This window comes from Caulobacter sp. GW821-FHT11E10, from assembly GCF_058808375.1.
In genome coordinates this window covers 288319-312750 of sequence record NZ_JBXARP010000001.1, presented here as the reverse complement: position 1 = coordinate 312750, position 24432 = coordinate 288319, and the positions used below count along the sequence as shown (strand labels likewise).

Sequence of the window (24432 nt, the reverse complement as noted above, 5' to 3'; positions counted from 1 at the left end):
CTCACGCATACTCCCGGAAGTCGCGGTCGTCCTCGTCCGGGCCGCCGGTCGACAGGTCCAGGGCGAAGCCGCGGGCGCGGCTCTGCTGCTGGGCCACCGGGTTTGACGGCTTGCGCGCGGCCGGAGCCTTGCCGGCGGGCTTGGAGAACGACTTGGCCGGCTTGCGGGCGGCCGGGCGCGCGGCCACGGGGGCCTTGCGCGAATTGCCGTCCTCGATGCGGAAGTACGAGATCGAGGCTTGCAGCTCTTCGGCCTGGGCGGCCAGCTCTTCCGAGGTCGCCGACATCTTGTCGGAGGCGTCGGCGTTCTGCTGGGTCACCTTGTCCAGCTGTTGCAGGGCTTCGTTGATCTGCGAGGTGCCGATGTCCTGCTCGCGGCAGGCGGCGCTGATCTCGGAGACCAGTTCGGCGGTCTTGCGGATGTCCGGCACCAGGCTGGTCAGCATGTCGCCGGCCGATTGGGCGGCCTTGACGGTTTCCGACGACACGGCGCCGATCTCGGCGGCGGCGGTCTGGCTGCGTTCGGCCAGCTTGCGCACTTCCGAGGCGACGACCGCGAAGCCCTTGCCGTGCTCGCCGGCGCGGGCGGCTTCGACGGCCGCGTTCAGGGCCAGCAGGTCGGTCTGGCGAGCGATTTCCTGAACGATGGTGATCTTCTCGGCGATGGTCTGCATGGCTTCGACGGCGCGCTTGACGGCTTGACCGCTCAGCTCGGCGTCAGCCGACGACTGGCGAGCGATCTTCTCGGTCTGGGCGGCGTTCTCGGCGTTCTGCTTGATGTTGGCGGCCATCTCTTCCATCGAGGCCGAGGCCTCTTCGGCCGAAGCGGCTTGCTCGGTCGCGCCTTGGCTGACCTGTTCCGAGGCCGCCGACAGTTCCTGGCTGCCCGCCGAGACGTTCTGCGAGGCCGAGATAGCGTCAGCCACCACGCCGCGCAGGCGATCGACCATGCGCTCCAGCGCCAGGCCCAGGGTGTCCTTGTCCGACAGCGGCTGCGGCTGGACGGTCAGGTCGCCGTCGGCCACGCGATCGGCCAGGGCGGCGGTCTCGCGCAGGTTGGCGGCCATGGTGTTGAAGTTGTCGATCAGGTCCTTGATCTCGTCGTTCGACTTGACCTCGGCCGACTGGTCCAGGTCGCCGACGGCGACGGCCTGGGCCATGCCGATGACGCGCTTGAGGCCATTGGCGATGCTCAGCGAGATCCAGACGCCGGCGGCGGCGGAGATCAGCAGGATCAGGCCGGCGGCGGTCAGCAGCAGGGTGCGGGCGTGCTCATACTGCTTGGTCGTGTCGGCGTCCGTCTGCTTGACGGCGTCGTCGGCGGCCTTGGTCATGGCGTTGATCGAGTCGACGACATGGCCGTAGTGCGTACGGACCTCGCCCATCGACAGGGCGCCGGCGCGAGCCTTGGCGTCGGACGAGTCGCTCTTGGCCAGGGTCCGCAGCTGGTCTTGCGTGGCCATGTATTCCGGCCAAACCTCGTCGATCTTGCGCAGTTCGTCGGCCATCTTCGGCGTGGCGATCTTGAGCAGTTCGCGACGCTCCTCGACCACGCGGGCGCGGTGCATCTCGATCTTGCCGTCGTATTCCTCGATCTTCTTCTGGTCCGTGACCAGGATCAGGTTCTTTTCGTTGCGCAACATGGCGTTGACGTCGTCGACCATGTTGTTGGCGATCCGCGCCTGGGCGACCGGGCCGGTCATCAGGTCGCTGATGGCGACGTTCAGCGACGCCAGCTGGGCGACGCCCAGGGCGGCCATCACCGTGGCGAGGAGGGTGACCAGACCGAAGGCCAGGCCGAGTTTGAGCTTGATCGTGAAGCGCATGAGCTTGCTCCGGGGCCCTTAGGACTGAGCCGTGGTCTGAAGAGACGGTTGCGAGGAGGTCCGGCCGCGCGCGGCGAAGATGCGCGCAAGATCGGGAACGATAATCAGGTCGTCGGAACGCTTGGCGAGACAGCGGATGAAGTCCTGGCGCCAGCGCATGCCGACGCGGGGCGGGAGCTCCGTGTCGGCGTAATTGATCGTGGTGACCTCGTGCACGCGGTCGGCGCGCAGACCGATCAGGGTCGGCTGGTCGCTGACGTCGAACTCGATGACCACGATGCGGCTGTGGGTGGTGGTCGTCCCGCGCTCCAGCCCGAAGGCCAGGCGCAGGTCGACCAGGGGGATCACCCGGCCACGGAAATTGATCACGGCGCCCGCGAAGGCCGGCGCGCCGGGCACGTCGGTCTCGGGCAGCAGGTCCAGCACCTCGCGGACCAGACCGGCCTCAAGGCCGAAGGTCTCACCGTGCAGGTCGAAGGTCAGGGCCTCGATAGCCCCATCTTGCGCGAAGCTCGTCATCAGCCGGCCGCCTGGAACTGTTCGTCGCGCCGCTGGCCGGCGGCGACGAGGTTGGTGACCTCGAGGATCAGGGCCACGCCGCCGTCGCCGAGGATGGTCGCGCCCGAGAAGGTCTCGAGGTCGGCGTGGAAGGCGCAGAGCGATTTGATGACCGTCTGGTGGTCGCCGATGATCTGGTCGACGGCCAGGCCGACGCGGCCCTGGGCGGTCGAGACCACCACCACCTTCTGGTACGGATCGGGTTGGCCGCCGGCGCTGAACAGCTCGCGCAGGCGGACGAAGGGCGTGATCTGGCCGCGCAGGGTCAGGAAGTTGCGGCCGGTGGAGCGTTGGTCCTGCTCGGCGGTGAGCTCGACGCACTCCTCGACGGCCGCCAGCGGGATCACGTAGCGGCCGTTGCCGACACGAACCAGCAGGCCGTCGATGATGGCCAGGGTCAGCGGGATGCGCAGGGCGATCTGCGAGCCCAGGCCCGGCATCGAGGACATTTCGATCGAGCCGCCGAGGCCTTCGATGGCGCTCTTGACCACGTCCATGCCGACGCCGCGGCCCGACAGGTTGGTCACCTGGCCGGCGGTCGAGAACCCGGGACGGAAGATCAGGTGCAGCAGCTCCTGGTCGGTCAGGACCTGGCCGGGGGTGATCAGGCCGTTTTCCTCGGCCTTGGCGCGGACGCGGGCGCGGTCGACCCCACGGCCGTCGTCGGTGATGGTGATGATCACCTCGGCGCCGGCCTGGCGGGCCGAGAGGTTGATCGTGCCGGTCTCGCCCTTGCCGGCGGCCAGGCGCTGCTCGGGCGTTTCCAGGCCGTGGTCGGCGGCGTTGCGGATCAGGTGGACCAGCGGATCGGCGAGGCGCTCGATCACCGTCTTGTCCAGCTCGGTCGTCTCGCCCTCGGTGGTGAAGGCGATGGTCTTGCCGGTGTCGCGCGCCAGGTCATGGACCAGGCGGCGGAAGCGGCCGAACAGCTGGATGATCGGCACCATGCGCACGACCATCATGATCTCGCGCAGTTCCGAGGCCAGCTGCTCGATCTCTTCGGAGACCGACAGCAGCTGGATGTCGCTGCTGGAGAGCGCGACCTGCTTCAGGCGCGACTGGGCGATGACCAGCTCGCCGACGCGGTCCATCAGCTCGTCCAGGCGATCGGCGGGGACGCGGATCATCTCGGCCGAGCGCGCCGAGCGGCCCTCGGCCTGCGGCGTGTCGTTGGCGGCCTTGGGAGTTTCGATCGCGGCGACGGCATTTGGAGGGGGGGCCGTCGCCGCGACCACGTCGCCCTGGGGGGTAGCGACGATCTCGGTGATATCCAGGGTCATGTCGTCGATGACGAAGATGAAGACATCTTCGATCGCCGAACGCGGCTTGTCGGTGGTCACGACCACGTCCCAGGACAGCCGGCAGTCGGTCGGGACCAGGTCCTCGATCGCGGGCACGGCGTCGGTGATGGCGGTGACTTCGCACACGCCCAGGTCGCGCAGTTCATCCAGCAACGGCAGCGGACGGCCGCCATTGACGAAGGTCTCGGGCGGCAGGCTGAAGCGCACGCGCCAGGTCTTGTCGGCCGGAGCGGCCGGCGCCGGGGCCGAGCCCGCGCCGTCCACGGCCTGTTGCAGATCGGCCAGCAGGGCGTCCTCGACACCCGGCTCGACCGGCTCGCCCTCGGCCAGGGCCCGCATGTGGTCGCGGGCGGCCAGGACGGCGTTGACCAGGGCCGGCGAGGCGGCGACCTCGCCCTTGCGAACCCGGTCGAAAGCCGTCTCGCAGTGGTGGGTGAAGCCCGCCAGGGCGTCGAAGCCGAACATCGAGCCTGACCCCTTCAGGGTGTGCAGGCTGCGGAACACCGCGTCGATCGTCTCGCGATCGTCCAGGCGCTCGGCCAGGGTCAGCAGGTCCACCTCGACCTGCTCCAGCAGATCCCGGGCCTCGAGGCGAAAGGTGGCGACGGGATCCAGGCCGCTCACTTGGCGAGGACCTTCTTCACGACGGTGATCAGCTGGTCGGGGTTGAACGGCTTGGTCAGCCAGCCCGTGGCCCCCGCCGCCTTGGCCTGGGCCTTGATGTCGGCGTCGGACTCGGTGGTCAGGAAGATGATCGGCACGCCGGCGTGCTTGGGCTTGGCCCTCAGCGTACGGATCATCGTCAGCCCGTCCATGATCGGCATGTTCAGGTCGGTGATGATCAGCTGGAAGTCGCCGGCGTCGGCCTGGGTCACGCCCGCCTGGCCGTGCTCGGCCTCGGTCACGGCATAGCCCTCGCCGGTCAGGGCGATCTTGATCGCCTGTCGCAGGCTGGCCGAGTCATCCACCGTCAGGATCGAGGCGCTCATGAGTTCACCGTGTCTTGAAGCCAGAAGGCGGCGCGGTCAGGCGCGCCGAGAAAGCCACCGCGCTCGAGCACGGCGCGCGTCGGACCGGAGGCCGGCGCGGAAAGATTGAGAGAACGGCCGCGTCGGGAGGCCGACGTCCGGGCCGCTTCAACGAGTTGCACGAGGGTCAGATCGGCGTCCGTGACGCCGTCCAAGTCGATCACGATCGGCAGATCTTGATCGAAGGCTGACAAGACCTTCTCGTGAGCTTGCGCGACCGAGGCCAGCGACAAATTGCCGCACAGCTCGACGCGGAAGAACTCCCCCTGTGGTGTCGCCATGTTGTGCGCCACTTTCATCTATGTGTTTTTGATCGCTGCCCCCGTTGGCGCGATCACCCCGTCCCTGTTTGCCAACTCGACACGCGAATATTTGATCAGCGCGCGACGAAGACTGAACACACCCATTAGTCGTGTAGGAGCGTGAATTTTCCCTTAATTGTGAGAATGGGAGAGAATTTCTCACTGCGACCGAGAATCGCACCACTGTGCGCAATGCTCATCCCAGTTGGCCGCGCCCTAGGACGCGACCAGGACCACCGTCGACGGCGATCTAGGGCGACGTCGACGTGCAAACGGACTGCGGAGATTGAAGACTTGTATGTCGTCCCTGAGCGCTTGAAGGCGAACTGACCGATGCGTCAGCGCCTCTCCAGCGGCGCCGGACTCGCGGTCCGGAAGCTGAGGCTCGCCAAGGGCCTGACCCTCGCCGAATTGAGCGAGCGCTCCGGCGTGCCCCTGTCCAGCCTGTCCAAGCTGGAGCTGGGCCAGGTCTCGCTGACCTATGACAAGCTGATGCGGCTGTGCCGTTCGCTGGAGGTCGACCTCGAGCACGTCATTCGCCACGAGGCCGAGACCGCCCCCGCCCCCAGCGGCCGGCGCGTCGTCAACCGGGCCGGCGAAGGCCGAGCCGTGCGCGTGGGGCCGCATCTGGGGGTCGTGACCGCGTCCGAACTGCTGTCGAAGCCCTTCGCCCCGGCGATTCTCAACGTGACCGCCCGCTCGCTGACTGAGCACGGCCCGTTCACGCGCCTGTCAGGCGAGGTCTATCTGCTGGCCCTGGAGGGCGCGGCGGTGCTGCACACCGAAAGCTATTCGCCACTCACCCTGAACCCCGGCGACGGCGTCTATTTCGACGCCCGGACGCCATACGCCCTCTTGGCCCAGGGCAAGAAGGCCAGGGTGCTGCTGGTGGCCCCGCCGGGCGAACCGACGCTGGAAGCCTAAGGGCTAGTTGGCCGCCGGCCGCAGCAGGAAGACGAAGCCCTCGGCCTCTTCCTCCGGCAGGCTGACCTCGACATCCCACAGCTCGACGACGCCGAAGCGGCGGGCCAGGCGCCGCCGCCGACGGCTGATGACCTCGCCGGCCGCCTTGGGCGTGGCGTGGCTGAGCGCCTCGCGATCGCCGGGCTCGAACAGGTCCCAGACCAGTCCGCCTTCCATCTCGTCCGGATCGAAGTCGAGTTCGGGGCAGGCCGGCGACGTGAACACGATCTCGCCGGCATGGTCGGTGCGCAGCACTAGGGCGCGGGTGTGGTCGGACAGCAGCGAGGCTCGCATCTCGTTGACCAGGACCTGGCTCCAGGCGGCGCGGGCGTCGATCAGCGACAGGCGCAGGGCGTCGACCCCGCGGGCTATGCGGCCCATGTCGTGGTGGTCTTCCACGTAGGGCGTCGGGCCGCTGGTGTCGTTCTCGGCCAGCCGGTCGATCTGGGCGACCAGCTGGGTGATGCGCCGGCTGAGGTCGCGGGCCATGCTGATCGCCAGCCAGACGCCCAGGACCACGCCGCCGCCGACGAGCAGCACGCCCAGCATCAGCTTGCGCACCATGGCTTCCCGCCGCTCGGCCAGCAGGCCGGCGAGATCGCGGGCCGTGTCCTCCCACAGGACCGGGCTCTCCCGCGCCACCACGGCGGCGGGGGCGGCGCCCAACTGATCCAGCCGATCGGCGCGGGCCTTCAGGGTCTCGCTCAACTTGCCGCGCGGAAGACTGGCCGAAGCCTGGGAAAGGCTGAGCGCGGCGCGGTGCGCCAAGCGCGTCCGATCGCCGGGCTCGTCGCGGACGCCCAGGGCCAGCACCAGGAGGTCCGAGCTCAGGGTGTTCGCCAGGTGATAGGTCTCGGAATAGGGGTCGAGGATCACCGTCCGGGTGACCGAGGCCGCCCGCTCCACGGCGGCGCGCTCGTCGCCATCGCTCTGGCTTCGGACCTGAGGCCAGATCGCCTGAAGGGCCGACACGTCCTGGATCTCGCGATCCAGGAACGCGAAATCCCGCCGCGCCCGGTCGGCCTGGAAAAACAAAAGCAGGAAGAGCGGCGCCAGGAACAGCGCGCATAGAATCGCGATGCGCGTCCTGAAGTTCATGTTCTTTTGGAGCGACAGGGGCACGTCAAAGGTCCGCCAAGTTCGCCCGCCATCAAGACTGCCGCCGGTCTCGTTCGAGAACCCGCGATCATGCCCCCCAGCACGGCCTTACTTGGGCAGTATCAAACCTTAAGCTTGCAAGGCGTTGTGGCGTTTTGCCGCATGCGTGTCGCGGAGCCGACAGAACCCCGCCTAGGCGTCCAGCGGCTGGGCGCCGACCGGCGCGGTCAGCCCCACCTTGGTGCGCTCCATGACCACCGACGTGCGGAAACGGCGGACATTGCCGTTCTCGAAGAACAGCCGGTGCGTCAGGGCCTCGAAGTCGGACATGTCGCGCGCCACGCACACCAGGGCGAAGTCGCTCTCGCCGGTGACATAGTAGGCCTGCTGCACCTGCGGCTCGTCGCGGATCGCCGCGCGGAAGGCCGCCAGCTGCTCGCGGCGCTCACGCTCCAGCTCGACCATGATGATGAAGGTCATCGGCGCGCCGACCGCCGCCGGGCTCAGTATGGCCACCTCCCGCTCGATCACGCCGGTCGCGCGCAGCCGCTTCAGTCGCCGCTGCACCGAGGCGACCGACAGGCCGCAGGCGTGGGCCAGGGCGTCGACACCCAGCGAGGCGTCGGTCTGCAGCCGGTCCAGCAGAATGCGATCGGCGTTGTCGAGCGTCGCGGCGGCCATGATCGATTTCACTCATACAGAAGGTCAATTCTGGGAAACTTAGTCGTCGATCGGCCGATCGGCGAGCCAATTAGCGCGCGAACTTTCGCTAGTCTGCGGCCATGACGATCGACCTCGCCTTCCAACCCGACCTGGCTCGGCCTCTACGCACCTTGGGCGGCCTCCCCGGCTTCGCCGCCACGCCGCTGCGCACCCTGGCCCAGCCGAAGGGTCCCGCCGTGCTGATCAAGGACGAGCGCGATCGCATGGGCCTGTCGTCCTTCAAGGCGGTCGGCGGCATCCATGCCGTCGCCGTGCTGCTGGAGGAGATCCGCCGCGACACGCCCGACGCCGCCCCGACCTTCGTCTGCGCCAGCGCCGGCAATCATGGCCATGCGGTCGCCGTCGGCGCGCGGCTGTTCGGCGCCAAGGCGCGGATCCGCCTGTCGCGCGCGACCCCCGCCCCGTTCGTGGCCCGGCTGGCGGCCGCCGGCGCCGAGGTCGTGATCAGCGACGGCCGCTATGACGACATCCTGCTCGAGGCCGAAGCCGACGCGGCGGCCACCGGCGCCATCCTGCTGTCCGACTCCGCCACCTCCGACCACCTAGGGCCGCCCGCCCTGGTCATGGAGGGCTACACCCTGATCGCCGAGGAACTGCGGACGGTGTTCGAGGTCTCGGGCCGCTGGCCGACCCATGTCTTCCTGCAAGCCGGCGTCGGCGGCCTGGCCGGGGCGATCGCCCACATGGTCCGCGAGACCTGGCGCGAGCAGCCGGTCCTGATCATCGTCGAGCCCGAGGCCGCGCCCTGTCTGGCCGCCAGCGCCCAGGCGGGCCGTCCGATGCGAGTCGAAGGACCGGACTCGGTGATGGGCCGCCTCGACTGCAAGGCGCCGTCGATCCTGGCCCACGCCATCCTGGCGCGCCGCGAGGTCGGCTACGCCGTCGTCAGCGACGCCGCCGCCCAGACCGCCGCCGACCACCTGGCCTTCGCGGGCCTGGCCACCACGCCCTCGGGCGCGGCCGGTTTCGCCGCCCTGCTCGCCGCCGGCCTTCCGGCCGACGCCCGCCCGCTGGTCTTCCTCACCGAAGCCGCCCTTTGACGGAACCCGCCATGCAACTGCTCTACCAGACCCACTCGCCGTTCGCCCGCAAGGCCCTGGTCTTCGCCCACGAGGCCGGCCTCGCCGATCGGATCGCCGTGATCCACCACGAGACCAGCCCGACCCTGCGCAATGAGGTGGTCCATGCCCTGAACCCGCTCGGCAAGGTCCCGGTCCTGATCACCGACACGGGGGACGCGATCTTCGACTCCGGCGTGATCTGCCACTATCTCGACGACCTGGGCGACGGCCCGCCGCTGATCCCCGTCGACCCGGCCGAGCGGATCGCCGCCTTGCGTCTGCAGGCGGTGGCCGATGGCCTGTCGGAGGCCGGCATCCTGGTGCGCTGGGAGACCGCTCGCCGTCCCGAGGCGTTGCGCTATCCGCCGCTCGCCGAAGGCCACCTGGCCAAGGTCGTGGCCGGTTGCGACTTCCTGGAAAGCCGCTTCCAGCCGCGCGAGACGCCAGGCCTGGCCGAGGTCGCCATCGCCACCGCGCTCAGCTGGCTGGCGTTTCGCCAGGTGTACGATTTCCGCCCCGCCTGCCCGAGCCTGGCCGACTGGTACGACGTCTTCAGCCGGCGCCCCTCGATGCGGGCTACCGCGCTGGAGGGCGAAACCGTCGACGCTTGAAACAAGCGAAACAAACCAGCCTTGAGCCGGTCACGCTTTGGCGCGAGGATGAGGCTGGCGGGCGCCACCTGGAGTACGAAGATCATGCGCATTCTGATCGGTTCGGCCGCACTGCTGGCCCTCCTCGCCGCCGGTCCCGCCCTGGCCGAAAAGACCAAGGGCAAGCCCGACCGCTCGGCCTGTTTCCACGTCTCGTCGATCAATGGCTGGTCCGCCGTGGACGACCGGACCGTGGACGTCAGGATCACGTCGAAGGACGTCTGGCGCCTGACGCTGTTCGCCCCTTCGCCCACCATCGACTGGAGCCTGCGGATCGGCATCGACACGCGCGGCCAGTCCTGGCTGTGCTCGGGCAGAAGCATGGGCGCCGAGATCATCGTTCCGGGCGACATCGGCATGCGCCGGTATCCGGTGACCGAGATCCGCAAGTTGACCCCGGAAGAGTTGGCCACGCCGAAAAAGGACAAGAAGTCCTAGGCCCGTTGCGAACGACCGGCTCGCCCTCTAGGCTCGCCTCAATCTTGGGGTGAGCGAACACATGACGACCTTTGAAGCGGTAGGCGGCCAGTTCGATTTCGGCCGCGTGGTGCAACGGACCTTCAAGGTCATCGGTGAGAATCTCGGTCCGTTCGCCCTCTGGGCCCTGATCCTGGTCACCGCGCCGGGCTTCATCGTGACCCTGGTGGCGCTGCGGAGCCAGCCCGCCGAGATCATGCCCCTGTACGTCTTCGGCGGTGCGCTGCTGTCCGGGGTCGGCTCTCTGATCCTTCAGGGCGTGATCGTGCATACGGTGATCGCCGGGTTGAACGGTCGCGCGGTCGGCGTCAGCGCGGCCCTCGGCGTGGGCGCGCGCTTCCTGCTGCCGCTGCTGGGGTTGGCGATCATCACCACCCTGGCGCTGACGCTTGGCTTCGTCCTGTTCCTCGTGCCCGGTCTTATTCTCATGACGATTTGGGCCGTCTCCGCGCCCAGCCTGGTGGCCGAGGAGCGTGGCGTCTTCGAGAGCTTGCAGCGCAGCCGCGACCTGACGCGCAACCACCGCTGGTCGATCTTCGGCCTGCTGGTGGTCTATTTCATTCTCAGCATGATCATCAGCACCGTGGCGCGGCTGCTCGGCGCATCCGCCGGCCTCAACATGACGAACAACTTCGCGATCGGCGCCCAGGCCGGTTTTACGCCCGTCATCGTGATGGTCACGTTCATCACCGCGGTGATCAACAGCGTACAAAGCGTGATCGCCGCGGCTGGCGTCTCATCGCTCTATTACGAGCTGCGGGTCACCAAGGAAGGCGTCGCGCCGGATCAGCTGGGCGCGGTCTTCGACTGACGGACCGGCTCAGACGTCGTGCTTGTCGCGACGTCGCACGCCCATCAGCAGCCGCGCCTCCAGCCGCTTGCGCAGGGCCGCGTAGTAGGCGCTGAGGAAGTCGTAGTCGTCCTCGCCGGCCGCGCGCGCCCAGCCGATCTTGGCGGCGATCCGCTCGGCCACGACTCGCAGGGTGCGGCGGTCGCGCTGGCGCAGAACGTCTTCCAGCACGTGCAGCTCCTTGGCCCCATAGGTGTCCATCTGCTCCACGGTGAAGGCGTAGCGGGCCAGGCGCTCGGCCCCCTCGTCGGCCATGTCGCGCACCAGGTTACGCTTGGGCGTGCGCACCACCCAAGTGCCGCCGACTAGGTCGCCCGCCCGCAGGCGGTCGGCGTTGAACAGCGGGAACAGCACGAAGATCGCCGCCCAGGCGAAACCCAGCAGGTACATCCAGCTCTCGACCCCGCCGTCGCCGGTCGGCGCGAACAGGATGCTGATCGGCAGGAAGACCTCCAGCTCGCGCATGGCGTTGCGGGCGAAGATCGCGCCGGGCCGCAGCCGGCCGCCGTCGCGCGCCGCCACCCGCAAGCCCATGATCCGCTTGCCCGGCGTCGCGGCGGCGGCCGAGAGCTCGAAGCCCACGAAGTAGAAATTGCGCAGCAGGAAGAAGCCCAGCAGCCAGATCACCCCCATCACCTCGGCGCCCTTCAGGCCCATGGCCGAGATCGCGCCCAGGGCCAGCAGCAGCGCCACGAGCGAGACGACCAGAAGCGTGCCGACGATGATCGCCGCATCCAGCAGGAAGGCTCCCGCGCGCTGGCCGGCGTCGCCCAGCTCCAGCCGCAGGTCGACGCCCTCGGGCGTGACGAAGGCGCGGGTCATCTTGGCTTCGGACGCGACCTTAGCCATCGCGGCGCTCCCCCTTCGTCTTCTGGCCGCGCGGCCCGTAGAAATAGGCGCTCCACATGACCGCCGTCGCGGCGGCCACGGCATAGCGCGCGGCGGTGTCGGTGATCAGCTGGCGGCCGAACCCCTCCAGCAGGCCAGCCAGGAACAGCATCACCACCACCCCGCCCATGACGGTGGCCGCGTGGCGACCGGCCTCGGCGATGGCGTCCAGCCGCCGCTGCTCGCCGGGGAAGGCCACCGCCCAGCCAATGCGCAGGCCCGCCGCTCCGGACAGCACCACGGCGAACAGCTCGGTCACCCCGTGGATCAGCAGCCAGCCGCCGGCCTCGACGCCCAGCCCACGACTGGCGAACAGGGTGACGAAGGCCCCCAGCGTCGCGCCGTTGTAGAACACCAGGGCCGCGCTCGGCAGGCAGAGCGCGAAGCCGAGGGCGAAGGCCAGCAGCGAGACCTGGGCGTTGTGGGTGAACAGGAAGGTCGCGAAGAACGACAGCCCGTCCTTGCCGCCGCTAAACAGGGTCGAGCGCAGCATCTCGGTCGAGGCGGCCGGATCGCGGCCGCCCGACATGCCCTTGGGCATGAAGGCATAGTACCAGTCGGCCTCGTGGCCCACGAGCCAGGCGGCGACCAGGGCGCCGGCCATCATCAGGACGAAGCTGGCCAGGGTTTCGCGCCACAGCCCCTTCACCGCCTTCGGCCAGCCCTCGCGGAAGAAGGCCGCCAGCTGCCCCCACAGGGTCTCGCGCGAGCCATAGACGAAGAAGTACGACCGCGCGCAGAGCGTCTCCAGATAGTCGATCAGCGCCCGGTCCAGCGAGGTCGCCCGCGCCACCGACAGGGCCGAGAGAGCCGACCGGTACAGCACCGGCGCGGCCAGCAGGTCCTCGTCCGACAGGCTGGCGATCGAGCCCTTCTCGACCTTGGTGATCAGGCGCTCCAGCCGCCGCCAGTCGGCCTCGCGCTCCTGGCGGAAGCGCTGGCTTTTCAGGCGCGGATCGATCTTGACCTCGATCACAGGAGATCCCTCCGCTTGAGGTCGACATAGGCGTTGATCACGGCCGGCCCGATGGCGGCGGCCGGGGCCTCGACGATGTGGGCGCCCAGGCGGCGCAGGCGGGCGATGACCGTGTCGCGCTCGCGCAGCAGGCCCGCCGCGACCACGGCGCGCGAGACATCGGCGGCCTCCGCCGGATCGGTCGCGACCATGCCTTCCAGCTCCTCGTCCTGCATGACGACGAACAGCACCAGGTGCCGCTCCAGCAGCCGGGTCGAGGCCTCGATCATCAGCTCGGCCGCCGTGGGGTCGGTGAAGTCGGTGAACACCACGACCAGGGAGCGCCGCCCCAGCTTCGCCGCCAGGGTGGCCAGGGCCAGGGTGTAGTTGGTCTCCTCGGCCGAGTAGTCGATCTTGCCCGCCGCGTGCTGCAGCTGGCGGAAGGCGTCGGGCCCGCCGACCACGCCGGTCAGCAGGCGCGGAACGGAGTCGAAGGCGAAGAAGCCGGCGCGGTCTCCCGACCTCAGGCAGGCATAGGCCAGCAGCAGGCCCGCATTGATCGCCCGGTCGACGCGCGGCGCCCCGCCGATCGGCTCGCACATGGCCCGGCCGCAATCCATGGCCATCACCACGTGGTGGTTGCGCTCGGTTCGGAACTCCTTGGCCAGCAGGTGGACGTGGCGGGCGGACTGCTTCCAGTCGATGGCCCGCCGGTCCATGCCCGGGCTGAAGTCGCGCAGGGATTCGAACTCCGAGCCCTCGCCACGATCGACCTGGCTCTTGCTGCCGATCAGGGCGTCGCGGGCCAGCATCTTCACGGCCTCGTCGCGCACGCCGCGCAGGTCCGTGCCCACGGGCGCGTCGAGGCCCAGCTCGAACAGCTTCTGTTTCCAGACCAGGCCCAGCGGCCCGGTCCAGCGGATCCACAGCCGGCTCAGCCGCCCCTCGCCGCGCCGCTCGGGGGTCAGGAAGAACCGGAAGGTCCCGACCTGATCCTCGACCGCGCCCTCGACGAAGGGCGCGGCCAGGCCCAGGCGCGGATCGGCCTCCAGCGCGGCCTCGGCCCGGGCCGGCGCGCGGCTGTCGAAGCGGGCGGTGAAGGCCGCCTCCGCCGGTCTCGCGACTGACAGGAACGGCCGCTCCGGCGCATCCAGGGCCAGCTTGCGCCGCGAACCGCCGGACAAGGCGTCGGCGGCCATGGCCAGCAGGATCAGGCCGATCCAGGCCGGGCCCGACAGCCACCCCGCCGGCGTCAACACGCCGACCAGCAGCGCCGTCGGCAGACCGACGGCGGCGGCGATCACCGCGCGGCGCGTGGGATAGATCACCGGGGGGCCGCCACCCGCTCGACCAGGCCGTTCAGCACCAGGTCGACCTTGCGCCCCTCGATCTCGGCGGCGGCCGACAACACCAGGCGGTGGCGCAGGGCGGGCGCGGCGAGAGCCTTCACGTCGTCGGGCACCACATAGTCGCGGCCGTCCAGCGCCGCCGCCGCGCGGGCGGCCACGGCCAGCATGGCCCCGGCGCGCGGCGAGGCGCCGGTCTCGATGTCGGTGGAGTCGCGCGTGGCCCGCACCAGGTCGACGATGTAGCCGATCACCTCGTCGGTCAGCCGCACCTGAGCCACCGTCTCGACCGCGGCGTCGATCGCCGCCCGCGACAACACGGGCTCCACGCCGAACGCCGCCGGGTCCATCTGGCCGCTGCGCGAGCCGTGGCCGACGATGATCGCCCGCTCTTGCTCGGGTGTCGGATAGTCCAGCACGTGCTTGAACAGGAAGCGGTCCAGCTGGGCTTCCGGCAGCGGATAGGTCCCCTGCTGCTCGATCGGGTTCTGGGTGGCGACCACCGTGAAGCGGGGGCTCAGCGCGTGGGAGACCCCGTCGATGGTGACGTGACGCTCCTGCATGGCCTCGAGCAGGGCGGCCTGGGTCTTGGGCGGGGTGCGATTGATCTCGTCGGCCAGCAGCAGCTCGCAGAACACCGGCCCGCGCGTCAGCGAGAAGGTCGAGGTCTGGAAGTTGAACAGGTTGGCCCCGATCACGTCGCCCGGCATCAGGTCCGGGGTGAACTGGATGCGGCCGTAATCCAACGCAACGCTACGCGCGAAGCTCTGGGCCAGCAGCGTCTTGGCGGTGCCGGGCGGCCCCTCCAGCAGCACGTGGCCGCCGGCGAACAGGGCCACCAGCAGCAGGTTCACCGCCTGGTCCTGGCCCACCACGGCCTTGCCGATCTCGGCCCGGATCCGGGCGGCCAGCGCCCCGACTTCACTCACATCCAGCTTGGCGTCACCGGCCTTATTGGCGTCCACGGATGAGCTCCTGTTTCCAAGTATGAAGGTCGCGGGCCACGCGCGTCAGGTCGGACGCGGTGGCGTCTCGCGCGCGTTCGGCCAGCGCCGAATAGGTATGGGTCGCGCCAACGGTCTTGCTGACGCGATCGAGGAAGTCGTCGAGGGCCTGGCCCTCCAGCCCGCGCGGCGCACCGATCGCCCGCGCGGCCGAGGCCTGGACCAGGCGGGCGTACAGCGGCGCCATGCGCGCCTCGCGGCCGGCCAGGCGGATCAGGCCGGCGGTGTTGTCGGCCAGGGCCGTCTTGCCCAGGGCCACGGCGCGGCGCGCCCGCAGCGAAGGCCCGAACCGCGCCACCGCCTGCATCCCCGCCAGCGCGGCCAGGGCGACCAGCACCAGGGTCGCGCCCAGCAGCGGCGGCTCCACGGCCAGGCGGATCAGGCTGCGGGTGCGCTTGAAGCCGTGCAGGGTCAGGTCGAAGACCACCGGCGTATCCTTGGCCCGGATCAGGTCCAGCATGGCCACGGCCGTGCGCGCACCGTTCGCGGTCTTCAGTCCCCGGGTGTTCAGGAAATCCGGATCGGCCAGGACATAGGTCCCACCGCCCTTGTGCATGACCAGCACCGGCTGGCCCGTCTGGTCGAGCAGTACGGGCGTCCAGTCCGCGCCACGCAGGGCGCGCGGCGAGCGATGGCGAACCGGCGCGCCGAAGGCCTGGCCGCTGGGCCGCGTCAGCCGCACCTCCCGCTCGCCCTTGGTCGTGCTCAGGGTCAGCCCCTTGCGCAGGTCCTTGGGCAGAACGTTCAGACTGGCCGCTTCGGGCTCGACCTCGACCGTCATGACCCAGCCGCGATGGCGCGGATAGGGCGCGGTGCGCCACTTGGGCAGCACGATCAGGCGCGGCCCGGGATAGTCGAACTGGTCAAGGTCGATCGCCGACATGGTCGCGGTCGGCGTCAGGACCAGCAGGCCGTCCTCGGCGGTCGGCGGCAGGATCCCGCGGCTCGTCAGCACCGGCTCGCCGGCCAGGTGCAGCAGGCGAGCGGCGGCCGCGAAACCGACCGAGGAGCGCGACAGGGCATGGCCGCCGCCGTCATCGCCCTTCTTCAGCTCGGGCGCATAGGCCGACAGCACCATCAGGCCCGCGGCGCAGACGATCCCGACCAAGGCCAGGACGATCATCGCCATCGGCGAGAAGCCGCCGCTCCGGGCCTTCCAGGGGCTCATCCGCGCCACCCGTCGGGCAAGGCGAAGGCTTCATAGGCGGCGCGGCAGGCGGCGAAGTCGTCGCGGTCAACCGGCCTGCCGCCGAACAGGCCGCGCTCGACCACCCGGGCGATGTTGACGAAGGCCGGTCGGGCGGCCTCGGGCAAGGCGGGCAGCCCGGCGATCTCGCGCGCCGTCAGCGAGACCCGCACGGCCTTGGGCCGATGCTTGTGGATGTCCTGGACGCTGCGCAGCAGCAGCAGGTGCGCGGCTTCGAGGAACTGCCCCTCGGCCGCCAGCCGGTCGGCGGCGGCCAGCAGGTCTCGCGCCTCGCCAGCGTCGGGCCGCCACGGCGGATCGGCGATCAGGCGCGGGCCTTCCGCCCGGGCCGCCGGCTTGCGCAGTCCCAGGATCTCGCGGGCGATGGCGTAGAGGATCAGCAGGACCAGCACCGCCAGTCCGACCCAGAAGACGTATTTCATGTAGGGGGCGATCGCCTTCAGCCCCTGGCCCAGCCAGACCAGCCATTCGGGAATCTTGGGCGGCGCGAAGGTCACGGCCTCGAACTGGAAGCCCGTGTCGCCGCTCAGGCGTCGGTGCGCCTGTTCGACCGCCTCGCCGGACGCCTTGTCAGAAACCCTCACGCCCCGGAACCCAAAGTCGCCCCACCCCGCGACCGAAGCGCTGCGCCCCAACCCACGACGCGGCATCATCGGCTCAACCTTACGACGTGGCAATGGGGTTTGGCTTGACTCATCCGTTAGCAAACACTAACCGTTAGTCATGACTAATATTCAAGGCGCATTGGCGGCTCTCGTCGATCCCACCCGCCGAGCGGTGTTCGACCGCCTGTCGGAGGGACCGTCCGACGTGGGCTCGCTGGCGGCCCGGCTGCCCGTCACCCGCTCGGCCGTCTCGCAGCATCTGAAGGTGCTGAAATCGGCGGGGCTGCTGACCGACGAGGCGATCGGAACCCGGCGGATCTACCGGATCGATCCGGCGGGCCTGGGCCCCCTGCGCGCCTGGCTGGACCAACACTGGGATCGAGCGCTCGGCGCCTTCGCCGCGCTCGCCGACGACATGGAGCAAGACGAAGAATGACCACCGCCCTCATCCGCCCCGCGCCGATCCGCAAGCGCCTGGAGCTGCGCGCCGGCCCTGAACGCGCCTTCGAGGTCTTCACGCGTTCGATGGGCAAGTGGTGGCCCAAGGAGCACTCGATCGTGCTGGCCTTGCACCAGACCCCTCAGGTCGACGTCCAGATCGAGCCCGTGGTCGGCGGGCGCTGGTACGAGATCGGCGAGAGCGGAGCTGAATATACCTGGGGAGAGGTGCGGGCCTGGGAGCCGCCGAGCCGCCTGGTGCTGGTCTGGCGCCTGAACGCCCAGTTCGAATACGACCCTGACCTGGACACCGAGGTCGAGCTCCGCTTCCTGCCCCGCCCCGAAGGCGGCACGGTGGTCGAGTTCGAGCACCGCGGCCTGGAAGCCTTCGGCGCCAGCGCCGCCGAGATCATGATGGGCATGGACGCCGGCTGGGGCCTCATCCTGGGCAATTTCGTCGGCGAGGCGGAGGGCTGATCAGCGCCCCCGCCCTCCCACCAACGCCTGGGCGTAGTGGTGGCGATCGATGATAGGGCGACAGAAGATCAGTACGCCGTCGATCACCGCCGGCTCTTCCAGCAAGGACCTGAACCAGCCGTTGGCCTCGGGCGCCCCGGCGTGCAGGGCGGTGACCCGGTAGCTGTGCCGGCCGGAGACGGCAGCCGCGGTCGAGACGTAGGGGTCATCTCGCAAGCGCGCTTCCAGGCGGATCAGGTTTTCGCCGTCGGTCAGCCGCGTGCGCAAATCGGCGATGCAGTGGCAGACGCTGTCGGGCAGCCGCACCCGGTCAACCAGCTTGAGCATGCCGCTCTGCTTGAAGCGGGTGATGATCCGGAAGGCCGTGGTCTGGGAGACGTCGAACAGCTGCGCCAGCTCGTGCACCGTCGGCAGCGGCTTGCCTTCCAGCTTGGCCATGATCTCGAGGTCCGCCGTCAGGCCGTCGTGCGGCGCGACGGCCTGACGCGAGGCGTGGGGCGATCCGGGTCTAATCTGGTTCACGAGCGCCTCGCCTGGTCTGGGGAGCGGGCCCGCCCGCCCCTCCGCGACCCCGCGAGTAGACCGTGGAAGCGTCTGAATAGCAACGAAATTCTCTGATTAGAGAATTTGTTCCTGAATTGAGAAATCCTCCTACTGGCCGCCCTTTTTCGGGGTGAACAGCAGGTCGTGATAGTCCCAGCTGAAGTCGGCGATCGGCGAGGCGGCCTTCATGGTCACCCGCTCGATCGCTCCGTCGGCGTTGAGGCCGAAGGTGACGTAGGCCGGCTCGATGGTCTTGTCGTCGAAGCGGGTGACGAAGGTGTCGTACTGCCAGTGCTCCAGCTTGCCCGCCATGCGCGGGGTCGACTTGAAGTCGATGCGCAGGCCGTCCGACCCTTGCGTCACCGCGATGTCGCCGTACCAGGGGTCGTTGTAGGTCCCGGCGTACTTGGTCGTGGGCAACGAGGGTCCGACGCCGGCCGGCTTGGCCTGGACCGCGCCCAGGCTTTTCAGCGCGCCGGCGACCAGCTGCTTCTTGTAGGCGATGTAGCGCTGGGTCCACGGCTCGGGCTTGAGGTCCAGATAGTGGTCGAGCAGCTCGTACATCAGGCCGCGCGGCAGCTCGCCGTCCTCGCTGTTCAGCTCGATCGAGAAGCCGACATTACGGTCCGGGATCAGCACGACCACGGTCTTGAAGCCCAGCACCGCGCCGCCGTGCCAGACGATCTTGGTCCCGCGATAGTCCTGGATCTGCCAGCCCAGGGCATAGGCCTGGAAGGTCGGCTTGGTGACCTCCATGCCGGGCGGGGCCCGGTCGAGCGGTTCGATCACCGTCGGCTGCCACATGGCCGCGTGCGAGGCCTCGCTGAACAGCCGGCCGCCGCTGGGCAAGGCGCCGTGCGCCAGCTGCAGCTTCAGCCACTTGGCCATGTCGTTGGCGCTGACGGCCATGCCGCCGGCCGGCGCGCCGCTGCGGGCCAGCTCGTCGCGCTCGTCGAGGATCTCCTGGTCGCCCGCCCCGCGCAGGCCGCCGTTCATGCGGGCGTGAGGATAGGCGCGGTTGACGTTGGCGAAGCGGCGCTCGTCGGTGGTGGCGGTCGCCATCCCGGCCGGGGCCAGGACGTGCTGGCGGACATAGTCCTCCCAGGTCTGGCCGGTGACCGCCTCGATCAGCTGGCCGGCCACCATGTAGAGGATGTTGTCGTAGGCATAACCACTGCGGAAGCTGGTGGCGGGCTTCAGATAGCGGATGCGGCGGACGGCCTCGGCGCGCGGGATGTTGCTGCGCGGCACGAACAGCAGGTCGCCCTGCCCCAGGCCCAGGCCGCTGCGGTGGACCAGCAGATCGCGGATGGTGATCTCGCGGGTCACCCACGGATCGTACATCTGGAAGCCCGGCAGGCGGTCGGCGACCTTGTCGTCCCAACCGATCTTGCCGGCGTCGACCAGGGTGGCCAGGGCCGCCGTGGTGAAGGCCTTGCCGGTCGAGCCGGTCATGAACAGGGTGTCGCCGTCGACCTTCTCGGGCGCGCCCAGCTTGCGCACGCCGTAGCCCTTGGCGAGCACCGTGGTCCCCTCGTCGACGATGGCGATCGACAGGCCCGGCGCGCCGACGGCCTGGCGCAGCGTCTCGACATGGGCGTCGAAATCCTTGGGCGGCTGGACGACGGGCCCGGCGGCCATGGGGGCCGCCTGCAGGGCGGCGGCGAGAACGAGGCTGATCATGGGACCTCCGGTTGGAAGGCGGGACGCCGGACGAGACGAAGAAGACCGATCGTCGCCAGCGGGGCGACGTAGAGCGCGATCAGGGCGTAGGCCAGCAGGCGGTAGCCGCCGGCGATCAGTCCGACCAGTCCGACCCGCTCGGCCAGCACCATGCAGAAGACCAGCAAGGCCAGGGCGCACAGGGCGCGGGCGCGGACGCCGAACGGGCGGCCCAGCCGCGCCTGGAAGGCTCCGGCGACGCGCTCATTGATGGCGTGGACCGCGCCCGTGCCGCTCTCCAGCAGGGCCGCGAAGACCATCACCTGGAACAGCAGGCGGAAGATCGGCAGGTTCAGCTTGGCCAGCAGCACGTCGGACGGCAGGGCCGCGGCGCTGACGTCGGGCGCATAGGCGCACATGCAGACGAAGAAGATGAAGGCCGGGATCATGGCCAGCGGACCGGCGATCAGGCCGGCGGTCACGGCGTCGCGGTCGCTGAGCAGGTGGCGGGTCACCGGCAGGATGATCACCGCTCCAATGATGTTGTAGCCGGCATAGGTCGCCCCGCCCGCCAAGGCGTCGGTCCCGACCAGGAAAGGCGTGGAGAAGGCCGTGGCGACGTCGTGACCGAAGGTGGTCAGCGCCAGCACCAGGAACAGGGCGTAGACGCCGTACAGCAGGATCGAGACCCAGGCGAACAGCTGCTCGACCACCTTGTTGCCGAAGGCGGCGAAACCGGTGACGCCGACCAGCAGGGCCAGCATGCCCGCCCACTTGGGCGCGCCGAACAGCGCGTGGCCGATCTCGCCGGCCGCCGCGCCGAACACGGCCAGCACGATCACCACGAAGAAGGCGTAGGCCAGCTCGAAGGCGATCCAGCCGCGTCCCAGCAGCGCCTGGAAGAAGCTACGATAGTCCCGCGCCCCGGTCGCTCGCGCGAACAGGAAGGTCAGGACGCACATGCCGCTCCAGATCAGGGTGGCCAGGGTCAGGCCTACGAGACCTCCCCACGGACCGGCGGGCATGAAGAACTCGGCGATCTCGCGCCCGGTGGCGTAGCCGCCGCCGATGACGGCGGCCTTGAACGCCAGGCCCGGCAGCAGCCAACGGCTGAACCAGCCGGACGCCGTCGCCGGAGCCTGCCCGCTCATGCGAGGCAGGCGTCCAGCAGTTGCTCGAACGCGGTCCCGCCGCGCAGCGGATCGGCGGTCGGCAGGCCAAGGCGCGCCGCGACCGCCTCGATCTCGGCCTGGGCCGCCTCGGGGCTGAGTTTGCCGGTGTTCAGGCTGACCCCCGCGCAGCGGATGTTCGGATTGGTCACTCGGCCCAGCGCGATGGTCGCCTCGATCACCGCTTCGATCGACGGAACGGCGTGACCGGCATGGCCCAGGATCTCGGTCCGACCCGGCTCGTGGCAGACGACGAAGGTGTCCGGCTGGCTGCCTTGCAGCAGGCCGACGGACACCGCGCCATAGGCTGGGTGCATCAACGAGCCCTGCCCCTCGATCACGTCGATATGGCTGGGATCGGCGGCGGGACTCAGCATCTCGGCCGCGCCGGCCACGAAGTCGGAGACCACCGCGTCGATCGGGATGCCGGCGCCGGCGATCATGATCCCCGTCTGGCCGGTGGCGCGGAAATCGACATCCAGCCCCCGCCCCTTCAGCCCCCGCGTGATGGCCAGGGCCGCGTACTTCTTGCCCAGGGCGCAGTCGGTGCCGACGGTCAGGATGCGCCGACCGGAGCGCCGGACACCCGTGCCGACGGGAATGCCCGGCGGCGGGGTGCGCACGTCGATCAACCGCCGTCCCGTCCGCTCGGCGGCCGCCTTCAGTTCGGGAATGTCCGACAGCTTGGCGTGCATGCCCGAGATGATGTCGAGCCCCGCCTCCAGCCCTTCGACCAGGCCGGCGATCCAGGTCCGGGGAATGACGCCCCCGGCATTGGCCACGCCGATCACCAGGCCGCGAGCGCCCTCGGCCACCGCCTGGGCGGGGGCCAGCGCCGGCAGGCCGGTGGTGACCCCCGCGCCGGGCAGGACGAACTCACCGACGCAGCGGTGCCCCACCCAGTCGCGCAGGCCGAACGCCGTCTTGGCGTAGCCGGGCTCGACCGTGTCGCCGAGGAACAGGAGGTAGGGCGACGGCAGGCCGCCGGCCTCCTCTCCTCGCCGCGCGTCGTCTCGCGCTGCTCTGGCGATGGCGCTCATGCGATCAGAAGCCGGCCGTCAGGCTGACGCCGATGGTGCGCGGCCGGATCACCCCCGTGCCCATCGCTCCACCCGGATAGACCGGCAGGCCGTTGGCCAGGATCGAGCTGGTCGACATCTTGCCGTCGGCGTCGCCCAGGTTCTTCACGTAAGCTTCCAGGTCGACCCTGCCGATGGTGATCCCGGCCCGCAGGTCGATCACCTCGTAGCCCGACAGCTTGCGCTGGTGGCCGTTGGCGGTGCGATAGGTGGCGTCGAAGGCCCCGCTCTGCCCGCCCATCAGACGCAGCGAGGCGCCGACATAGGCCTGCTTGTCGCCGAGCGACCAGCTGTAGTCGCCGTTGAAGCCCACGCTGAGCTTGGGGGTGAAGGGCAGCTGATCGCCCTTCTTGCCGCCGACCAGGGCGCTGGTGTCGCCGGCCAGGCGGGCGTCGGTATAGGCGCCGTTGGCCGAGACCGTCAGGCCGCTGGCCAGGCGCGCGGTGGCGTTGAACTCGACCCCGTCGCTCTTGGCGTTCGCGCCATTGGCGTTGATGCCGAAGTTGTTGACGACGGTGAGCAGCTGGATGCCCTTCCAGTCGATGTGGAAGGCGGCCACGTCCAGGGTGAAGCGGCGATCGGCGCTCTCGCCCTTGTAGCCGACCTCGTAGCTGGTGACCGTGTCGGGCGCGAAGCTGGACGGCGTGTTGGCCGGGGCGCTGGGCGGGATCACGTTCGGGCCGCCGGGGCGGTAGCCCTTGGAGACGCGGCCATAGACCGAGCGGTGATCGTCGATCTTGAACTTCGGCGCCAGCGAATAGGTGAAGACGTTGTCCGAGGAGGTCAGGCCGCTGTTGATCGGCACGCCGCCCGCCAGCACGCCCTTGGCCGCCTGGTCCGCGCCCTGTTTGTTGTGGCTGTAGCGGCCGCCCAGGTCGACGTCGAAGCGTTCGCTCAGGTGGATCGTGGCGTTGCCGAAGCCGGCATACTCCTTGTAGCGCGACACCAGGCTGACATCGGCCAGCAGCGGCAGGGTGGTCAGCGGCGTCAGCGTGCCCGGCGCGACGGCGATATACTGCTGGAAGATCAGGCCCTTCTCGTCGGTGTAGTAGCCGCCGACCAGCCACTCGAACTTGGCGCCCTCGTTCGAGACCAGGCGCAGTTCCTGGGTGTATTTCCGGTTGTTGGTCTTCTGGCCCAGATAGAGGTCGTTGGCGGGACCGAAGATCGATTTGATCAGGCCGCTGAGGTTGAACGAAGCGTCGTCGCGCTTGGTCTGGTTCAGCTTGCTGTAGCTGCTGGACGCGGTGAGCGTGGCGAAGCCGACGTCGTGGTTCAGCACGCCGTTATAGACCCGGTAGTCGACGTCCGAGAACGTCGGCACGAACTGCGACAGGGTCGGCCCGCCGTGCAGGGTCTTCAGGGTGTTGGGATCGCTCTCGACCACGGTCGGGGCGTCGGCCTTGATGTTCTGCAGCACCGCGGTGAGGCGCAGGTCGGTGCGGTCGTTGGGCTTGAACATCAGCGAGGCGCGGCCGCCATAGATCTTGGCGTCGTTGATGTTCTTCTCGACGTCCGAACCGCTGGTTCCGATCGAGTCGATGAAGCCGCCTTGCTTGTGGTACGAGCCCGAGGCCCGGAAGGCCACCGTCTCGCTCAGCGGGATGTTGACCATGGCCGTGCCCCGGTACGAGGCCTCGCCGCCCTTCACGCTCTCGACGCTGGCGCGGCCCCGGGCGAGATAGCCGCCGGTGTCGGGGGTGTTGGTCACGAACTTCAGCAGGCCGCCCATCGAGCTGGCGCCGTACAGCGTGCCTTGCGGGCCGCGCAGGATCTCGATGCGCGCCACGTCGAAGGTGTCGAAGTCGCCAGCCAGGACGGCGCCGTTGACCAAGGCGGTGCTCGAGCCGAACGGGGTCTCGTCCATGTAGATGGCCACGGTCGAGGCGACGCCACCGGTGTTGACGCCGCGTATGACCAGGCGGCCTTGGCCAGGCGTGCTCTGGACCAGCTGCAGGCCGGGCGCCAGTTTCAGATAGTCGCTGAAGTTGGTCGCATGCACGGTCTCCAGCATGTCGCCCGACACCACCGAGATCGCCTGCGGGATGTCGATCAGCGTCTGTTCCCGCTTCTGGGCGGTGACGACGATTTCCTCGACGGTGGACACGTTCGGCTTGGGATCCGCATCGGCCGCGAAGGCCGGGGCCTGCAGGGCCAGCAGGGCGCCGACGGCGCTGGTGATCAGCAAGGTCGCACGATTGAGCTTCATTTTATTCCCCCTCG

25 protein-coding genes are annotated in these 24432 nt (G+C 69.4%); 7 read left to right on the top strand and 18 right to left on the bottom strand.

Features of this window, described 5'->3' with window-relative positions; translation table 11 throughout:
* Position 1: 1 nt before the first annotated feature.
* From AC1RRV_RS01470 to AC1RRV_RS01450, 5 genes are read right to left on the bottom strand one after another with little or no spacing between them, the layout of a single operon-like run.
* Positions 2–1825, bottom strand: coding sequence for a methyl-accepting chemotaxis protein (locus AC1RRV_RS01470; protein ID WP_492857803.1), 1824 nt, complete (start codon positions 1823–1825; stop codon positions 2–4).
* 18 nt (positions 1826–1843) lie between these two features.
* Positions 1844–2344, bottom strand: coding sequence for a chemotaxis protein CheW (locus AC1RRV_RS01465; RefSeq protein ID WP_492857802.1), 501 nt, complete (start codon positions 2342–2344; stop codon positions 1844–1846).
* Positions 2344–4308, bottom strand: coding sequence for a chemotaxis protein CheA (locus tag AC1RRV_RS01460; protein ID WP_492857801.1), 1965 nt, complete (start codon positions 4306–4308; stop codon positions 2344–2346). The genes AC1RRV_RS01465 and AC1RRV_RS01460 overlap by 1 nt, the downstream gene beginning before the upstream one ends.
* Positions 4305–4673: a response regulator gene (locus AC1RRV_RS01455; RefSeq protein ID WP_492857800.1), complete on the bottom strand. Its 369-nt coding sequence runs from the start codon at positions 4671–4673 to the stop codon at positions 4305–4307. Before AC1RRV_RS01455 ends, AC1RRV_RS01460 begins: the two co-directional genes overlap by 4 nt.
* Entirely contained in the window at positions 4670–5011 is a 342-nt protein-coding gene (locus AC1RRV_RS01450) for an STAS domain-containing protein (RefSeq protein ID WP_492857799.1), read from the bottom strand. Before AC1RRV_RS01450 ends, AC1RRV_RS01455 begins: the two co-directional genes overlap by 4 nt.
* A 336-nt stretch (positions 5012–5347) precedes the next feature.
* On the opposite strand from AC1RRV_RS01450, the gene AC1RRV_RS01445 reads away from it, so the two are divergent.
* Positions 5348–5938 (top strand): helix-turn-helix domain-containing protein, encoded by a 591-nt coding sequence (locus AC1RRV_RS01445; RefSeq protein ID WP_492857798.1) that lies wholly within the window; start codon positions 5348–5350, stop codon positions 5936–5938.
* A gap of 3 nt (positions 5939–5941) precedes the next feature.
* Here AC1RRV_RS01445 and AC1RRV_RS01440 read toward each other — a convergent pair whose 3' ends face one another.
* Complete coding sequence (locus AC1RRV_RS01440) at positions 5942–7075, bottom strand: PAS domain-containing protein (RefSeq protein WP_492857797.1); 1134 nt, start codon at positions 7073–7075, stop codon at positions 5942–5944.
* Between the two features lie 192 nt (positions 7076–7267).
* Complete coding sequence (locus AC1RRV_RS01435; protein ID WP_492857796.1) at positions 7268–7756, bottom strand: Lrp/AsnC family transcriptional regulator; 489 nt, start codon at positions 7754–7756, stop codon at positions 7268–7270.
* A 101-nt stretch (positions 7757–7857) separates the two neighbouring features.
* Here AC1RRV_RS01435 and AC1RRV_RS01430 point away from each other — a divergent pair, with 101 nt between their 5' ends.
* From AC1RRV_RS01430 to AC1RRV_RS01415, 4 genes are all read left to right on the top strand, one after another.
* On the top strand, positions 7858–8838 hold the full coding sequence (locus tag AC1RRV_RS01430) for a pyridoxal-phosphate dependent enzyme (RefSeq protein WP_492857795.1): 981 nt from the start codon (positions 7858–7860) through the stop codon (positions 8836–8838).
* An 11-nt stretch (positions 8839–8849) separates the two neighbouring features.
* Positions 8850–9470 (top strand): glutathione S-transferase family protein, encoded by a 621-nt coding sequence (locus AC1RRV_RS01425; protein WP_492857794.1) that lies wholly within the window; start codon positions 8850–8852, stop codon positions 9468–9470.
* Between the two features lie 84 nt (positions 9471–9554).
* The gene (locus tag AC1RRV_RS01420) at positions 9555–9947 is read left to right on the top strand and encodes a DUF6491 family protein (RefSeq protein ID WP_492857793.1); all 393 of its coding nucleotides are present in this window, start codon (positions 9555–9557) and stop codon (positions 9945–9947) included.
* A 61-nt stretch (positions 9948–10008) separates the two neighbouring features.
* Positions 10009–10797, top strand: a complete 789-nt coding sequence (locus tag AC1RRV_RS01415) for a YciC family protein (RefSeq protein ID WP_492857792.1) — start codon at positions 10009–10011, stop codon at positions 10795–10797.
* A gap of 9 nt (positions 10798–10806) precedes the next feature.
* Here AC1RRV_RS01415 and AC1RRV_RS01410 read toward each other — a convergent pair whose 3' ends face one another.
* From AC1RRV_RS01410 to AC1RRV_RS01385, 6 genes are read right to left on the bottom strand one after another with little or no spacing between them, the layout of a single operon-like run.
* Positions 10807–11685, bottom strand: a complete 879-nt coding sequence (locus tag AC1RRV_RS01410; protein ID WP_492857791.1) for an RDD family protein — start codon at positions 11683–11685, stop codon at positions 10807–10809.
* Positions 11678–12700, bottom strand: coding sequence for a stage II sporulation protein M (locus tag AC1RRV_RS01405; RefSeq protein WP_492857790.1), 1023 nt, complete (start codon positions 12698–12700; stop codon positions 11678–11680). Before AC1RRV_RS01405 ends, AC1RRV_RS01410 begins: the two co-directional genes overlap by 8 nt.
* On the bottom strand, positions 12697–14007 hold the full coding sequence (locus AC1RRV_RS01400) for a DUF58 domain-containing protein (RefSeq protein ID WP_492857789.1): 1311 nt from the start codon (positions 14005–14007) through the stop codon (positions 12697–12699). The genes AC1RRV_RS01405 and AC1RRV_RS01400 overlap by 4 nt, the downstream gene beginning before the upstream one ends.
* On the bottom strand, positions 14004–14960 hold the full coding sequence (locus tag AC1RRV_RS01395; protein ID WP_492858096.1) for an AAA family ATPase: 957 nt from the start codon (positions 14958–14960) through the stop codon (positions 14004–14006). The genes AC1RRV_RS01400 and AC1RRV_RS01395 overlap by 4 nt, the downstream gene beginning before the upstream one ends.
* A gap of 16 nt (positions 14961–14976) precedes the next feature.
* Positions 14977–16197, bottom strand: coding sequence for a hypothetical protein (locus AC1RRV_RS01390; RefSeq protein WP_492857788.1), 1221 nt, complete (start codon positions 16195–16197; stop codon positions 14977–14979).
* Positions 16194–16820 (bottom strand): DUF4129 domain-containing protein, encoded by a 627-nt coding sequence (locus tag AC1RRV_RS01385; RefSeq protein WP_492857787.1) that lies wholly within the window; start codon positions 16818–16820, stop codon positions 16194–16196. The genes AC1RRV_RS01390 and AC1RRV_RS01385 overlap by 4 nt, the downstream gene beginning before the upstream one ends.
* Before the next feature lie 139 nt (positions 16821–16959).
* Between AC1RRV_RS01385 and AC1RRV_RS01380 the strand changes: the two genes are divergently transcribed.
* Both AC1RRV_RS01380 and AC1RRV_RS01375 read left to right on the top strand, forming a co-directional pair.
* Positions 16960–17277, top strand: a complete 318-nt coding sequence (locus AC1RRV_RS01380; protein ID WP_492857786.1) for an ArsR/SmtB family transcription factor — start codon at positions 16960–16962, stop codon at positions 17275–17277.
* The gene (locus tag AC1RRV_RS01375; protein WP_492857785.1) at positions 17274–17756 is read left to right on the top strand and encodes an SRPBCC family protein; all 483 of its coding nucleotides are present in this window, start codon (positions 17274–17276) and stop codon (positions 17754–17756) included. Before AC1RRV_RS01380 ends, AC1RRV_RS01375 begins: the two co-directional genes overlap by 4 nt.
* Here AC1RRV_RS01375 and AC1RRV_RS01370 read toward each other — a convergent pair whose 3' ends face one another.
* The 5 genes from AC1RRV_RS01370 to AC1RRV_RS01350 form a co-directional block, all read right to left on the bottom strand.
* Positions 17757–18278: a hypothetical protein gene (locus AC1RRV_RS01370; protein ID WP_492857784.1), complete on the bottom strand. Its 522-nt coding sequence runs from the start codon at positions 18276–18278 to the stop codon at positions 17757–17759.
* 129 nt (positions 18279–18407) lie between these two features.
* Positions 18408–19982, bottom strand: a complete 1575-nt coding sequence (locus AC1RRV_RS01365; RefSeq protein WP_492857783.1) for a serine hydrolase — start codon at positions 19980–19982, stop codon at positions 18408–18410.
* Positions 19979–21112, bottom strand: a complete 1134-nt coding sequence (locus AC1RRV_RS01360) for a YkvI family membrane protein (RefSeq protein WP_492857782.1) — start codon at positions 21110–21112, stop codon at positions 19979–19981. The genes AC1RRV_RS01365 and AC1RRV_RS01360 overlap by 4 nt, the downstream gene beginning before the upstream one ends.
* Entirely contained in the window at positions 21109–22170 is a 1062-nt protein-coding gene (locus AC1RRV_RS01355; RefSeq protein WP_492857781.1) for an N-acetyltransferase DgcN family protein, read from the bottom strand. Before AC1RRV_RS01355 ends, AC1RRV_RS01360 begins: the two co-directional genes overlap by 4 nt.
* A 4-nt stretch (positions 22171–22174) precedes the next feature.
* Positions 22175–24418, bottom strand: a complete 2244-nt coding sequence (locus tag AC1RRV_RS01350; protein ID WP_492857780.1) for a TonB-dependent receptor — start codon at positions 24416–24418, stop codon at positions 22175–22177.
* Positions 24419–24432 lie beyond the last annotated feature (14 nt).

Bases quoted from the DNA above. Each gene is read 5' to 3' on its own strand.
- AC1RRV_RS01470 (WP_492857803.1), bottom strand. From the start codon at position 1,825: ATGCGCTTCACGATCAAGCTCAAACTCGGCCTGGCCTTCGGTCTGGTC.
- AC1RRV_RS01465 (WP_492857802.1), bottom strand. From the start codon at position 2,344: ATGACGAGCTTCGCGCAAGATGGGGCTATCGAGGCCCTGACCTTCGAC.
- AC1RRV_RS01455 (WP_492857800.1), bottom strand. From the start codon at position 4,673: ATGAGCGCCTCGATCCTGACGGTGGATGACTCGGCCAGCCTGCGACAG.
- AC1RRV_RS01450 (WP_492857799.1), bottom strand. From the start codon at position 5,011: ATGAAAGTGGCGCACAACATGGCGACACCACAGGGGGAGTTCTTCCGC.
- AC1RRV_RS01445 (WP_492857798.1), top strand. From the start codon at position 5,348: ATGCGTCAGCGCCTCTCCAGCGGCGCCGGACTCGCGGTCCGGAAGCTG.
- AC1RRV_RS01440 (WP_492857797.1), bottom strand. From the start codon at position 7,075: ATGAACTTCAGGACGCGCATCGCGATTCTATGCGCGCTGTTCCTGGCG.
- AC1RRV_RS01435 (WP_492857796.1), bottom strand. From the start codon at position 7,756: ATGGCCGCCGCGACGCTCGACAACGCCGATCGCATTCTGCTGGACCGG.
- AC1RRV_RS01430 (WP_492857795.1), top strand. From the start codon at position 7,858: ATGACGATCGACCTCGCCTTCCAACCCGACCTGGCTCGGCCTCTACGC.
- AC1RRV_RS01425 (WP_492857794.1), top strand. From the start codon at position 8,850: ATGCAACTGCTCTACCAGACCCACTCGCCGTTCGCCCGCAAGGCCCTG.
- AC1RRV_RS01420 (WP_492857793.1), top strand. From the start codon at position 9,555: ATGCGCATTCTGATCGGTTCGGCCGCACTGCTGGCCCTCCTCGCCGCC.
- AC1RRV_RS01415 (WP_492857792.1), top strand. From the start codon at position 10,009: ATGACGACCTTTGAAGCGGTAGGCGGCCAGTTCGATTTCGGCCGCGTG.
- AC1RRV_RS01410 (WP_492857791.1), bottom strand. From the start codon at position 11,685: ATGGCTAAGGTCGCGTCCGAAGCCAAGATGACCCGCGCCTTCGTCACG.
- AC1RRV_RS01390 (WP_492857788.1), bottom strand. From the start codon at position 16,197: ATGAGCCCCTGGAAGGCCCGGAGCGGCGGCTTCTCGCCGATGGCGATG.
- AC1RRV_RS01380 (WP_492857786.1), top strand. From the start codon at position 16,960: ATGACTAATATTCAAGGCGCATTGGCGGCTCTCGTCGATCCCACCCGC.
- AC1RRV_RS01375 (WP_492857785.1), top strand. From the start codon at position 17,274: ATGACCACCGCCCTCATCCGCCCCGCGCCGATCCGCAAGCGCCTGGAG.
- AC1RRV_RS01365 (WP_492857783.1), bottom strand. From the start codon at position 19,982: ATGATCAGCCTCGTTCTCGCCGCCGCCCTGCAGGCGGCCCCCATGGCC.
- AC1RRV_RS01360 (WP_492857782.1), bottom strand. From the start codon at position 21,112: ATGAGCGGGCAGGCTCCGGCGACGGCGTCCGGCTGGTTCAGCCGTTGG.
- AC1RRV_RS01355 (WP_492857781.1), bottom strand. From the start codon at position 22,170: ATGAGCGCCATCGCCAGAGCAGCGCGAGACGACGCGCGGCGAGGAGAG.
- AC1RRV_RS01350 (WP_492857780.1), bottom strand. From the start codon at position 24,418: ATGAAGCTCAATCGTGCGACCTTGCTGATCACCAGCGCCGTCGGCGCC.